General features: G+C 71.4%; 10 protein-coding genes and 1 pseudogene. 6 read left to right on the forward strand and 5 right to left on the reverse strand.

All coding sequences use genetic code 11. The features are described from left to right. The first annotated feature begins 312 nt into the window (after positions 1 to 312). A complete protein-coding gene (locus ACIQ7M_RS05690; protein ID WP_403640917.1) occupies positions 313 to 891 on the forward strand; it encodes a TetR/AcrR family transcriptional regulator in 579 nt (192 codons plus the stop codon). A 74-nt stretch (positions 892 to 965) separates the two neighbouring features. Here the strand turns inward: ACIQ7M_RS05690 and ACIQ7M_RS05695 are convergent, their stop codons facing one another. Both ACIQ7M_RS05695 and ACIQ7M_RS05700 read right to left on the reverse strand, forming a co-directional pair. Next, positions 966 to 1,595, reverse strand: coding sequence for a dihydrofolate reductase family protein (locus tag ACIQ7M_RS05695; protein ID WP_386987469.1), 630 nt, complete (start codon positions 1,593 to 1,595; stop codon positions 966 to 968). A 119-nt stretch (positions 1,596 to 1,714) separates the two neighbouring features. Continuing rightward, positions 1,715 to 2,779, reverse strand: a complete 1,065-nt coding sequence (locus ACIQ7M_RS05700) for an NAD(+)/NADH kinase (protein ID WP_389837158.1) — start codon at positions 2,777 to 2,779, stop codon at positions 1,715 to 1,717. A 664-nt stretch (positions 2,780 to 3,443) separates the two neighbouring features. Here ACIQ7M_RS05700 and ACIQ7M_RS05705 point away from each other — a divergent pair. The 3 genes from ACIQ7M_RS05705 (at position 3,444) to ACIQ7M_RS05715 (ending at position 7,965) form a co-directional block, all read left to right on the forward strand. After that, complete coding sequence (locus ACIQ7M_RS05705) at positions 3,444 to 4,124, forward strand: class I SAM-dependent DNA methyltransferase (protein ID WP_403640072.1); 681 nt, start codon at positions 3,444 to 3,446, stop codon at positions 4,122 to 4,124. A 52-nt stretch (positions 4,125 to 4,176) separates the two neighbouring features. After that, complete coding sequence (locus ACIQ7M_RS05710) at positions 4,177 to 6,060, forward strand: SpoIIE family protein phosphatase (protein WP_403640075.1); 1,884 nt, start codon at positions 4,177 to 4,179, stop codon at positions 6,058 to 6,060. A gap of 327 nt (positions 6,061 to 6,387) precedes the next feature. Further along, on the forward strand, positions 6,388 to 7,965 hold the full coding sequence (locus ACIQ7M_RS05715) for a multicopper oxidase family protein (RefSeq protein ID WP_403640078.1): 1,578 nt from the start codon (positions 6,388 to 6,390) through the stop codon (positions 7,963 to 7,965). A 26-nt stretch (positions 7,966 to 7,991) separates the two neighbouring features. On the opposite strand, the gene ACIQ7M_RS05720 is transcribed toward ACIQ7M_RS05715, so the two are convergent. Continuing rightward, positions 7,992 to 8,414, reverse strand: coding sequence for a secondary thiamine-phosphate synthase enzyme YjbQ (locus ACIQ7M_RS05720; protein ID WP_386981356.1), 423 nt, complete (start codon positions 8,412 to 8,414; stop codon positions 7,992 to 7,994). Between the two features lie 246 nt (positions 8,415 to 8,660). Between ACIQ7M_RS05720 and ACIQ7M_RS05725 the strand changes: the two genes are divergently transcribed. Then, positions 8,661 to 9,749: an NAD(P)-binding domain-containing protein gene (locus ACIQ7M_RS05725; protein ID WP_403640081.1), complete on the forward strand. Its 1,089-nt coding sequence runs from the start codon at positions 8,661 to 8,663 to the stop codon at positions 9,747 to 9,749. 231 nt (positions 9,750 to 9,980) lie between these two features. On the opposite strand, the pseudogene mltG reads toward ACIQ7M_RS05725, so the two are convergent. Together mltG and ACIQ7M_RS05735 are read right to left on the reverse strand one after the other, a co-directional pair. Continuing rightward, positions 9,981 to 10,817: pseudogene (gene mltG, locus ACIQ7M_RS05730) on the reverse strand (endolytic transglycosylase MltG); the annotation flags it as partial. A gap of 44 nt (positions 10,818 to 10,861) precedes the next feature. Next, positions 10,862 to 12,706 (reverse strand): ABC transporter ATP-binding protein, encoded by a 1,845-nt coding sequence (locus tag ACIQ7M_RS05735; protein ID WP_403640084.1) that lies wholly within the window; start codon positions 12,704 to 12,706, stop codon positions 10,862 to 10,864. Between the two features lie 87 nt (positions 12,707 to 12,793). Here ACIQ7M_RS05735 and ACIQ7M_RS05740 point away from each other — a divergent pair, with 87 nt between their 5' ends. Next, positions 12,794 to 13,252, forward strand: coding sequence for a MarR family transcriptional regulator (locus tag ACIQ7M_RS05740; RefSeq protein ID WP_355769003.1), 459 nt, complete (start codon positions 12,794 to 12,796; stop codon positions 13,250 to 13,252). The last annotated feature ends 22 nt before the right edge of the window (positions 13,253 to 13,274 follow it).

Consider the following 13,274-nt stretch of genomic DNA (forward strand, 5'->3'; position numbering starts at 1 on the left):
GAGCGCGGCCTCGGCACACCGGGCCGGTACCGGTCCCTGGGCCATTTCGGAAGTCCCGGCCTCAGCTCCGCCGGGTGCGCCAGAATGCCGGTCGGCGAGAGGTTCCGGTCGCCGAGGGCGGCCCGGGCGTGACACGACCGGGAAGGTCCGGCGGTCGTTCCGGAAGGAGTACGCGTGCACCCCGACAAGGACGCACCCGCGGGCTCGGGGGCGCCGGCAGGTCCGTACGACACGGTCACGGGCGCGGGAGCGCCGCCAGGTCCGTACGACACGGCGACGGGCCGAGGAGCGCCGACCGGTGCGGACGGTCCGCTGCGATCGGACGCGCGGCGCAACCGCGAGCGCATCCTGGCCGTGGCCCTCGCGGAGCTGACCCGCTCCGCCGACACACCGCTGAGCGCGATAGCCAAGAAGGCGGGGGTCGGTCAGGGGACCTTCTACCGCAACTTCCACCACCGCGAGGCCCTCATCGTGGAGATCCACCGCCATGAGGTGCGGCAGGTGACCGACGCGGCGGCGCAGCTGCTCGCCACCCGCCCACCGGACCGGGCGCTGCGGGAGTGGACGGATCGTCTCGCGCGGTTCGCGATGGCCAAGGCGTGCCTCACCGAGGCGCTGCGCACGACCACCACCACACCCCGGGGGGTTCTCACGAGGCTCGACCACGGCCCCCTGAGCTCGGCGGTCGCGGTCCTGCTGAGGACCAACGAGGAGGCGGGCACCATCCGGCCGGGGGTGACCCCCGACGACTTCCTGCTCGCCGTCGCCGGGCTCTGGCACCTCGACCGGCACGGAGACTGGCAGGTGCACGCCCGCCGCCTGCTGGACCTGGTGACGGACGGCCTGCGCGTCGGCGCGCCGGGACCGGACACGCCCGCGCGGGAGGACTGAGCCCGCGGCCGGCTCGCGGGCCGGGAGCGCCGCCGGTCACCGACAGCCGGCCCGGCCCGGCGAAGGCGGTCGGGTCAGCGGCGGACCAGCCGGACATGTGTCGCAGCCGGCGATCCGACCGTCTCGGCCACCCGGTAGGCGTCGATCGCGTCGCCCAGGTCGTCGAGCAGGTGCTCTCCGCCGCCCAGGAGCCGCGGGACGACGGCCATGTGCAGTTCGTCGAGGAGTCCGGCGCGCAGGTACTGCCGCACGGTGGCCGCTCCGCCGCCGAGCCGGACGTCCTTGCCCGCCGCCGCCTCGAAGGCTCGGGCGAGGACCGTCTCGACGGGTTCGTCGGTGAAGTGGAAGGTTGTTCCGCCCTCCATGACGACGGAGGGCCGCAGGTGGTGCGTGTGCACGAACACGTCGTTGTGGTACGGGGGGTTGGGGCCCCACCAGCCCGTCCACGACTCGTCCTCCCACGGTCCGCGCTGAGGTCCGAACATGTTGCGGCCCATGATGGTGGCGCCGATGTTCTCCTCGCCGCGCCTCACGTACTCGACGTCGATTCCGTCCTTGCCGTCGGCCAGATCGCGCATCGCGGCGAACATCCACTCGTGCATGGTCTCGAAGCCCTCGCCGAGCGGATGCCCGAGATTCTGGCGGGGACCGGCGGCGTAGCCGTCCACCGAGACGGTGATGTTGTGTACTCGCAGCTTGGGCATGGTCGTGCTCCCTGGGTCGGTGGTGTCCAGCTCTCACCCGTACGTCGAACGGGTCGCGCGCGGATCGACGGCCTCCCGGGAATTTCCCTGCCGCCTTCTTCGGCGGTCCGGCCCCGCCGTCACCGGGCCGCCGAAGGAGGCGGCAGGCGCAGTTCGGCGAGGTCCGGGGGGATCGGGGTGTCGGGGCGGAAGAAGGGGGCGGGTTCGCCGTCGGCCGCCGTGGCCGGCGCGTCGGTGAGGCGGAAGCGGTCGCGCAGCCGCCCGTAGAAGTCGGTGGGGTGCAGACGGATGAGACGCACCCGCCGTGGAGACCGGAAGACCCCGATCCAGTCGCCGGGGTCGAGCACCCCGCGCAACTGGCCGTCGATGCTGACGGCGGCCTGGCCCGAGTGGGGCAGCACCCGCAGGGCGACGGGCTCGTCCGGCGCGGCGACGACGCTGCGGTTGAAGGTCATGTGCGGGGCGATCGGGGTGAAGACGACCGCGTCCATGTGCGGGGAGAGCACGGGACCGCCGGCGGCGAAGCTGTAGGCGGTCGATCCGGTCGGGGTGGCGACGGCGAAGGCGTCCGCCGAGTAGGAGGCCAGCCGTCGGCCGGCGAGGTAGACCCCGACGCTGACCTGGCGGTCCCGGGCCAGTTTCTCCACGACGACGTCGTTCAGGGCCGTGACGTCCAGCGCCACCCCCCAGCCGTCGCCCTCCGTCGTCTCGGCTCTGACCTGCGGCGGAGGCAGTGCGGGACCCCGCCCGTAGCAGAGCACGGCCTCCATCTCCCCGGGGATCTCAAGCACCCGCGAGGCGCGCAGGGTCAGCGTCATCCGTTCCTCGACGGTGGCCTCGCCCTCGTGGACCGCCTGCAGCGCCCGGGTGACGTCGGCCGCGGGCACCTCGGTGAGGAAGCCGACCTTGCCGAGGTCGACGCCCAGCACGTTCGCACCGCTCTTGACGGCGATCCGGGCGCCGCGCAGGAAGGTGCCGTCGCCGCCGAGCGTGACGACGAGGTCCGGGTTGCCGGCCGCTTCGGCTTCCGCGCGTCCGCCGCGTCGCCGCTGGTCCTTGGCCCAGACGTCGATCTCGGTGCACCGAATACCTCGCGCGTCGCACCAGTCGTGCACGGCGCGGGCCACATCGCGGGCCGCCGTCCGCCCCTGGTGGACGACCAGGCCGACGCGGTGCACGGACACGGCAGCCTCCAGGTCCACATCCAGGTCCACATGGGGTACGACTCGATCCTTCCACGAATGAGGCATTTCGGTACGAGGGGACGGGCCGTCCGGCCGTACCGGAGGGCCCGTGGCGCGGCGGTACGGGGGATCCGCGGGGCGGGCACCGCGACCGGGGTGCGGCACCCGGATGCCGGTCCCGCTGTCAGCATCTCCGGCCGCGTTCACCACGGGCACCTCCGCCCGTGTCACCACCCGTACCAGCGCCCGAGCGATCCAGCGCCGAGGCCCGAGGGCCGGGGACCGCCACCTTGCCGTGGCTTCAACTCCCCACCCATATAACCGACTTCGGCATGTCCCGTGCCAGGAGCGTGACTTGCCGCCACGAGCGCCGCTCCGGCCCCCGAATCCCCCGGACGGATTCCAGCCGTGTCGGCGTCGCCCGGGTACATCAACTCGCTTCCGCTCAGCATGAGTTCGGATGCCGTCAGCGGCAGGGCAACCCGCGCGGGATCCGTTCCGCGGGCCGAACAGTTTCGGACACTTGGGCATCCCGCCGAACGCTGAACGACTATCGTCTCGAATTGACGTCTCCTGAGCGACCGACAAGGCTCGGAGATCCCGTCATGGCCGCTTTCATCCGCATGACGAACCATTTCGACCGCCCCCATGAAAGGTTCCTTTCGTGATCAACAGCAATCACGGGACTGATTACGAGAGCCTTCTGCTCGACCGCAAAGGCCAGGCCGAAGCCTTCGACGCCATCGGCGACCGCTACGACGAGGCCTTCCCGCACAAGGAGGGCCAGGTCGCGGCCGGCGAGTGGCTGGTCGGATCACTCTCCGAGGGGGCGCGGGTCCTGGATCTCGGCTGCGGCACGGGGGTGCCGACCGCGCGCCAGATGGCGGACGCGGGGTTCGAGGTCGTGGGCGTCGATCTCTCCGGCGGCATGCTGAAGCTCGCGAGCGGTTACGTTCCCGACGCGACGTTCCATCAACTGGACCTCGCCGACCTGCGCCCGGGCGGTCCCCGCGACCTCGGCCGCTTCGACGGCGTCGCCGCCTTCTTCTCGTTGTTGATGCTGCCGCGCGCCGAGATTCCCCTCGCCCTGCGGACCGTCCGTCATCTGCTGGTGCCCGGCGGCCTGTTCGTCCTGTCGATGGTCGAGGCCGACGTGGACGACTTCGCGATCCCGTTCCTCGGGAACACGATCCGGGTCTCCGGCTATCTGCGGGAGGACCTGCACACGGTCATCGAGGATGCGGGCTTCGAGATCGTCGAGGAGACCTCGTACACGTACGCCCCCTCGGTGGCCGACGTCCCGCCCGAGGAGCAGGTCTTCCTGTGCTGCCGGCGGTGTGACTGAGGAGGCGGAGTCCGAGCCGCGGACAGCGCCACCCACCCGACGGGACAGAAGCGTGACCGAGCACCGCACCCCTCACGAGGGCACCACCCCGCCACAGGTCCCCCTGCCACCTGCGGCGGTGACGGACGCCCGCGTGCCGCAGACCGACCGCCTCCGGTATCTCGATGTGGCGACGCGGCGGATCGCCCGCGGGATGGATCTGGACGAGACGCTCCGGGAACTGCGGCAGGCGGCCGTACCGGCGTTCGCGGACGCGGTCTTCATCCACCTCGACGATCCGCTGCCGGTGGGCACCGAGCGGTCGACGGGACCCGTCGTGCTCCGCCTGCACAGCTCCGAACGGACGTGGCCGGGAGCGCTTCACGCCGACACCGCCCCGAACGCCGGCACAGCCGCCGACACGGTCCCGCACGGCGACGGAGCCGCGTACGGCGACACGGCCGAGTACGCCGACACAGCCCTTTGCACCGACCAAGCCCCGTACAGCGGCCGGACCCCGCCACCGCCGCCGCTCCCCGACATCGCCGAGCGCGTGGAACCGGCCGGGAGCGGGCGGCTCGCGGAGCTGCTGCGGGACGGGCGTCCCGCGTTCGGTGACGCCCCCGGCAACACGCCCGCCGTGGCCGAACTGCTCGCGGCGGGGACCGTGCCGCCGGGAACGCTGCCCCCGGGCCACCGTCTGATCATCGCGCCGCTGCACGGCAGCCATCACGTCATGGGCACGGTCGTCCTGTTCCGCCGCGCCGACCGCCCGGTCTTCACCAGCGACGATCTGCTCGTCGCCTCGCAGCTCGCCACGCACACCGCGCTCGGGGTCCAGAAGGCGGTGATGTACGGCCACGAGGCCGCCGTGGCGGACACCCTCCAGCACACCATGCTCCCGTCGTCACTGCCGGAACCCACCGGTATCCGGCTGGCCAGCCGCTATCTGCCCGCCTCCAAGACCGCCCAGGTCGGCGGCGACTGGTACGACGCGATCCCGCTGCCCGGCAACCGGATCGCACTGGTCGTCGGCGACGTCATGGGCCACTCGATGACCTCCGCCGCGATCATGGGCCAGCTCCGCACCATCGTGCAGACCCTCGCCGGTCTCGACCTGCCCCCGAACGAGGTCCTGCACCATCTCGACGAGCAGGCCCAGCGGCTGGGCAGCGACCACATCGCCACCTGCCTCTACGCGATCTACGACCCGATCTCGCACCGCCTGCTGATGTCCAACGCCGGCCACCCGCCCGCGGTGCTGCTCCACGAGGACGGCCGGGCCGATGTGCTGGGGGTTCCGCCCGGCGCTCCGATCGGCGTCGGCGGTGTCGTCTTCGAGTCGGTGGAGATGGCCGCGCCCACCGGGGCCACCCTGGTGCTGTACACCGACGGACTCGTCGAGTCCCGCGACACGGACATCGGCAGCGGCGTCGAGGCACTGCGCGGCACCCTCCAGCGCACCCCCCAGGGACTCGCCTCGCTGGAGGTCCTCTGCGACCACGTGCTCGGAACCCTGGGCCCGGGGACCCGGGACGACGACATCGCCCTGCTCGCCGCCCGGTTCGACGGCTTCCCGCCGGACAGCGTCGGCTACTGGTTCCTGGCCCCGCACCCGATGACCGCGGGCCAGGCGCGCCGGCTGACCCGCAGGGCACTGCGCCGCTGGGGTCTGGAGTCCCTGGTCGACCCGACGGAACTCATGGTCAGCGAGATCGTCACGAACGCCGTGCGGTTCGCCTCCCGTCCCCTCTCACTGCGGCTGCTGCGCACCGACGTGCTGCGCTGCGAGGTGACCGACGACTCGCCCCAGGTGCCGAGGATGCGGCAGGCCGGCTCCGGCGACGAGAGCGGGCGCGGCCTCTTCCTGGTCAATCAACTCGCCCTGCGCTGGGGCGCGACACGCGTGAGCAGCGGCAAGGTCGTCTGGTTCGAGCAGAAGATCCCGGCGAAGTAGCGGCCACGGGGGACGCCGCGCGGCCACCCACCCGCTCCGCCGGCACCGCCGCGGTCCGCATTCGGATGATTCCTGGACGATCTCGAACGACGGTCCCGGCGGTTCCGAGGCCCGCATACCCGTCCGGGGTACGGTGGCGGTCCTAGCTCGCAGGAAGTGCTGACGCCCCTGATGACGGTACGCATGTTGCCCTGGGCCCGGCCCGCCGTTCCTCTCCTCACCGCGCACATAGGCCATGTCCCCACGGCTCTCCGCGTCCTTCGACGCCGTACGGCCGTGTGCGGACCGTCCCGAATCGCCTGACGCGCATCGAGAAGAGGACTCCTCGTGAACAGCATCAACCGTCGCACCGTCCTCGCCGGACTGGGAGCGGCAGGTACCGGCTTGCTCGCCGCCTGCGGCAAGGACACCCCCAGCGCTCCCGCGCTCCTCAGCCCCAACGGATCCCAGGTCGCCCGCGTCGAGAAGGAGCGCGGCGCCACGGGCAGGGTGCGGAGCCTCAATGTGACCGCCGCGCCCGCCACCGTCGACCTGGGCGGCGGGGTGGTGGCCAAGTCCTGGGCCTTCGGCGGACAGATCCCCGGCAAGGAGATCCGCATCTCCGCCGGCGACACGCTCGAAGCCGAGCTGTCCAACCAGTTGCCCGACGCCACCACCACGTCCATCCACTGGCACGGCATCTCGCTGCGTGGCGACATGGACGGCGTACCGCCGGTCACACAGAACCCGGTGCGGGCCGGATCCAACTTCACGTACCGCTTCGTCGCCGACAAACCCGGCACGTACTTCTTCCACCCGCACGTGGGCGTCCAGGTCGACCGCGCCCTGTACGCGCCGCTGATCATCGAGGACCCGAGGGAGCCGCTCTCGTACGACGACGAGTGGGTCGTCGTCCTCGACGACTGGCTCGACGGCGTGACCGGCACGCCCGACGACGTCTTCACCGAGCTCAGCCACGGCATGTCCGGGATGAACATGAAGGGCGGCGGATCGAGGCGGCCGATGTCCTCACGGCACCCGTCCATGCCGACGTCCCCGTCCGCGTCCGCCGGCGACGGCGCCTCGACGCGGTTCAGGCTCCGCAGTTCCGCCAGCCCCCTGCTCGGCCGTGACGCCGGGGACGTCGACTACCCGTACCACCTGATCAACGGACGCGTGCCGACGGACCCGGCCGTCTACAACGGCACCCCCGGCAGGCGGGTCCGCCTCAGGATCATCAACGCCGGCGCCGACACCGCGTACCGGGTGGTGCTCGGTGGCCACAAACTGACGATCACCCACACCGACGGCTTCCCCGTCGAGCACGAGGAGGTCGACGCCCTGCTGATCGCCATGGGCGAGCGGTACGACGTGCTGGTCACCCTCGACGACGGCGTCTTCCCGCTCGTCGCGCTGGCCGAGGGCAAGGACGTCTCCGGCATGGCTCTCGTGCGGACCGGATCGGGAGGCCTGCCGGATCCGGCCGCGCGTCCGAGTCAGCTGGACGGCCGCATGGTGACCGCCGGACAGCTGCGCGCGAGCGACGGCGTACGGCTGGAGGCGAAGGATCCCGACCAGGTCATCCGCGTCAAACTCACCGGCAGCATGGGCTCGTACGACTGGGCGATCAACGGCCACCGGTTCGACATGGCCGCCCCGACCGAGGACCCGCTGCTGGTGCAGCAGGGCCAGCGGGTCCAGCTCGACTTCGTCAACGCCACGGGCATGTGGCACCCGATGCACCTGCACGGCCACACCTACCAACTCGGCGCCGACGGCGCGCGCAAGGACACGACCATCGTGCTGCCCAGGTCGAAGGTGTCCGTCGTCTTCGACGCCGACAACCCCGGGCAGTGGATGCTGCATTGCCACAACGCCTACCACAGCGAGGCCGGGATGATGGCGCTCGTGGCCTACGGGGCCTGAGCCCACGGAACGTCAGGACCGGCCGCTCAGCCGAGGAAGCTCAGTCGCACCTGGCGGTTCGGGTTGTCCCGGTTCGTGTCCACGAGGCACACCGACTGCCAGGTCCCCAGCTCCAGAGCCCCGTCCACCACCGGCAGGGTCGCGTGCGGCGGGACGATGGCGGGAAGGACGTGGTCGCGGCCGTGTCCGGGGCTGCCGTGCCGGTGCTGCCAGCGGTCGTCCGCGGGAAGCAGGGAGTGCAGCGCGGTCAGGAGGTCGTCGTCACTGCCGGCTCCGGTCTCGATGATGGCGATTCCGGCGGTGGCGTGCGGGACGAAGACGTTCAGGAGGCCGTCGCGGCCCGCCGCGACCTCACGGAGGAACGCCTCGCAGTCGCGGGTGAGGTCGACGACCGTCTCCGACGAGCCGGAGGAGATGTGCAGGACCTGCGTGGTGAAGGCATCGGACATGCCTCGATCCTCCCCCATCCGCGGGCTCCCGGCCTGTGGCGACGGCGTCCGTCCGGCGGCTGGGGCGCCGACGTCCGGCGGCTGGCGACCGGCGACCGGCGAGCGGTGAGCGGCGAGCGAGTCCGGTCGTGACCGGCCGGACGGCCGCCGGCGGTTTCCGGCGCGATGCTTCGTCGGGTGGCTCACCGTGAGGTACCCGACGTGCCCGACGGGAAGATCCCGGGCCCCGGTCCGGTTCGTAGAATTGTGAACAACACCGGGGTGCACGCGCGCGAGGTCGATGTGGTCGTCGTCGGAGCCGGTCAGGCCGGTCTGGCCGCCGCCTACCACCTGCGGCGCACCGGCTTCGAGCCCGAGCGCGACTTCGTCGTGCTCGACCACGCGCCGCACCCGGGCGGGGCCTGGCAGTTCCGCTGGCCGTCGCTGACGTACGGCAAGGTGCACGGGATGCACTCCCTGCCCGGCATGGACCTCACGGACGCCGACCCGGACCGTCCGTCCTCCGAGGTGATCTCGGAGTACTTCGCCACGTACGAGAGCGCCTTCGGTCTGCCGGTCCACAGGCCGGTCGACGTCAGGTCGGTCCGGGAGGGCACCGGCGGGCGACTGCTCGTGGAGGCCGGCGACCGTGCGTGGTCGGCGCGGGCGCTGATCAACGCGACGGGGACCTGGGACCGGCCGTTCTGGCCCCGTTACCCGGGCCAGGAGACCTTCCGCGGGCGGCAGTTGCACACGGCCCAGTACCCGGGCCCCGAGTGGTTCGCCGGGCGGCGCGTCGTCGTCGTGGGCGGTGGCGCCTCCGGTACCCAGCATCTGATGGAGATCGCCTCGCACGCGGCCGGAACCACCTGGGTCACCCGGCGTCCCCCGGTCTTCCGCGAGGGACCGTTCACCGAGGAGTTCGGGCGGGCCGCCGTCGCTCTCGTCGAGGAGCGGGTCCGGCAGGGGCTGCCGCCGAAGAGCGTGGTCTCGGTCACCGGGCTGCCGCTGAACGACGCGATCCGCCGGGCGCTGGCCGACGGTGTGCTGGACCGGCGGCCGATGTTCGAGCGGATCACCCCGGACGGCGTGGAGTGGGCGGACGGGACGGGCGTCGACGCGGACGTGATCCTCTGGGCGACCGGGTTCCGGGCCGCCATCGACCATCTCGCGCCGCTGCGGCTGCGTGAACCGGGCGGCGGCATCCGGGTCGAGGGAACGCGCGCGGTCGCCGATCCGCGGATCCACCTGGTCGGGTACGGGCCCTCCGCGAGCACCATCGGCGCCAACCGGGCGGGCCGGGCGGCCGTACGGGACATCAGGCGGTTGCTGGCGGACGTCCCGGTCGCCGTGTGATGCCCCGTACGCCGGTCAGTTCGTGGGGATGACCGTGGGACTGGCCGTGGGCTCGACCGTGGAACCGGCCGTTGAACCGGCTGTGGAACCGGCCGTGGGGGTCACGGCGGAGGTGACCGCGGGTGACTCCTCCGGAGTGGTCGCCGGTGTGACCGCGGGAGAGGCCACGGACGGGACCGCGGGAGACGCCGGGGACGTGACCGCGGGAGAGGCCGACTGCGGGAGCGTGGACGAGGCCGTGGGGGACGCGCTCTTGTGGTGCCGTCGGTTGAACTCGGCCACGTTGCGCTGGTGTTCCGCGTAGCTGGCCGTGAAGCGCGTGTCGCCCGGCTTGACGGTGACGAAGTACAGCCAGTCGCCCGCGGGCGGGTTGACCGCGGCGCGCATCGCCTCCTCACCGGGGTTGGCGATGGGCGTGGGCGGCAGGCCCATGCGCCGGTACGAGTTGTACGGACTGTCGAGCCTGGTGTCCGCCTCGCTCGTGTTCAGGGTGGAGCGGTTCAGCGCGTAGTTGATGGTGGAGTCCATCTGCAGCGGCATACCGCGTGCCAGGCGGTTGTAGACCACCCGGGCCACCTTGCCCATGTCCGCCGCGCTCGCCGCCTCCGCCTGCACGATGCTCGCGACGGTGACCGCCTGATAGACGTTCATCGCGTTGCGCTGCGCACCCGCCGCGATCGGCGCCCCGTTGAACCTCTTGTTCGCGGTGTCGACCATGAACGTCAGCAGGGACTCCGGGGTCGCCTTCGCCCCGATCGGATAGGTCGCCGGGAAGAGATAGCCCTCGGGGTTGCCCCTGGCGTCGTTCGGAAGCTTGAGGTGGGCCTTCCCCAGGGACTTCTTGGTGGTCCCCGCGGGGACCCGGAGGGCCTTGTCGACGGCCGCGTAGATCTGCCCGGAGCGCCAGCCCTCCGGAACGACGAGGGACGTCGGGCGGGCGTCGTCCCCCATGCTCAGCAGCGGCACCGCCACGGCGGTTGCCGCCACGACGGCGCCGGTCGCGATCATGGCGACCCGGCCCCGGCGCGTCAGTCGGATCGTGCTCCGTGGCGGAGTGTTCGTCTGCATAACCGGCACGGTAACGCGCTAGTGCCCACAAACCCGGCATATCGTCATCTTGTCGGCTCCAGTTGGGCATCCCGGTGGACGAGAGCGGCGTAGCGCCCCCCTTCCGCCAGCAGTTCCTCGTGCGTGCCGCGCTCGACCGCCTGGCCCGAGTCGAGGACGACGATCTGGTCGGCGCTCCGGATGGTGGACAGCCGGTGCGCGATCGTGAGCGTGGTGCGGTTGGCCGACAGGGCGTCGATGGCCTCCTGGACGGCATGCTCCGTACGGGTGTCCAGGGCGCTGGTCGCCTCGTCCAGGATGAGCACGGGAGGGTCGCGCAGGATCGTCCGGGCGATGGCGAGGCGCTGCTTCTCGCCGCCGGAGAACCGGTGCCCGCGTTCACCGACGACGGTGTCGTACCCGTCGGGCAGCGACGCTATGTGGTCGTGGATCTGCGCCGCCCGCGCCGCCGCGTGCAGTTCCTCATCGGTGGCGTCCGGCTTGGCGAAGCGCAGGTTCTCGGCGACCGAGGCGTGGAAGAGGTACGTCTCCTGGGAGACGACGCCGACCGCGCGCGCGAGGGTGTCGAAGTCCAGGTCCCGGACGTCGACCCCGTCGAGGGTCACGCGTCCGCCCGTGACGTCGTACAGCCGGGGCACCAGATAGCTGAGCGTCGACTTGCCGGAGCCGGTCGGACCGACGACGGCGAGGCTGCCGCCGGCCGGGACGGTGATGTCGATGCCGTCGAGGATCGGGGCGCCCTTGTCGTCGTAACGGAACTCGACGTCCTCCAATCGGATCTCGCCCTTGACCTGGTCGAGGTGGACCGGGTTCTCGGGCTCGGTGATGTCGATCGGCAGGTCCAGGTACTCGAAGATGCGCTGGAACAGCGCCAGCGAGGTCTGGATCTGCACGCCGGTGGACAGCAGGCTGACCGTCGGCCGGAACAGGCCCTGCTGGAGCGAGACGAAGGCGACGAGCGTGCCGATCGATATGGAGGGTCCGCCGAGCTGGAGGGCCACGCCCGCGGTCCAGTAGATGAAGGCGGGCATGCCGGCCATGACGATGCCGATGACGGACATCCGCCAGCGCCCCGCCATGTTCGACCTCACCTCGAGGTCGACGAGACCTTCGGACTCCTCCGCGAAGGACTTCGTCAGCGAATCGGCCCGGCCCATGGTGCGCCCGAGCAGGATGCCGCTGACGGACAGCGATTCGGTGACGGTGGCGGCCATCGCCGCCATCTGCTTCTGGCGCTGGGTGGTGATCTTCTTGCGTTCGTCGCCGACCCGGCGGCTGATCCACACGAAGGCCGGCAGCAGAAGCAGGGAGACGACGGTCAGGCGCCAGTCGAGGGCCACCATCGCGACGATCGTGGCGATCACGCTCGTGAGGTTGGAGACCAGCGAGGTGGCGGTGGACGTGACGGTCGCCTGCATGCCGCCGATGTCGTTGGCGATGCGGGACTGGACCTCGCCCGTGCGCGTCCTGGTGAAGAAGGCGAGCGACATGCGCTGGAGACGGCCGTAGACCGCCGTGCGCAGGTCGTGCATCACGCGTTGGCCGACGGTCGTGGAGATCAGTGTCTGCAGGACACCGAAGACCCCGCTGAGGACGGCGCTCGCGATCATGCCGAGCGCGAGCAGGGTCAGCAGGCCCGTACGCCCTTGGGGGATCGCGGTGTCGAGGATCGCCTTCAGCAGGAAGGGCGTGGCGACGCCCACGAGGGAGGCGGCGCCGACCAGCAGGCCGACGATCGCGAGGCGGCCGCGGTAGGGCCGGAAGAGACTCAGGATGCGGCGCACCTGCCGTGGCTCCTGCCTGTCGACAGGTGGCGGGCTCCAGGTGGACTGTTCGGGGCGCAATGGACTCCTAGGGAGACGGGAGAACAGGGATGCCGATGACGACATGGACATCGGCAGGGATCCCACGACTGACGGACCCCAGCTCATTGTTACCTATACTCACAATGAACGGCATCCTGATATTGTTCCCGCATGAGCACCCCCGATGCCGACGGCCTGCTCGCCGAGCAGTTGCTACGTCTGACGCGACGCGTGCACCGCATCCAGAAGCGCCATCTGGAGCAGCGCGAGCTGGGCATCACCCCTGCCCAGTCCCGGCTCCTGCGCACCCTCGCGCACTACGCCTCACCGCCCCGTATGGCCGATCTCGCGGAGCGCCTCGAAGTGGTGCCGCGTGCCGTGACCACGCTGGTCGACGGCCTGGAGGCGAGCGGCAAGGTGCGCCGGGTGCCCGATCCCACCAACCGCCGGGTGATCCGTATCGAGGTCACGGACGAGGGGCGCAAGGCACTGCGCGAGCTCCGCGCCGCGCGCCGCGGCGCCGCGGAGGAGATCCTGGCTCCATTGACGGACGAACAGCGCGAGGTGCTCGGCGGGCTGCTGGACACCTTGGTGGACGGCATGCCGAGGGTGGACCACCACCGGTGCTGAACGGGCTCGGGGCGGTGCTTCG

The sequence above is a fragment of the Streptomyces sp. NPDC096324 genome, assembly GCF_044763015.1.
GTDB lineage: Bacteria > Actinomycetota > Actinomycetes > Streptomycetales > Streptomycetaceae > Streptomyces.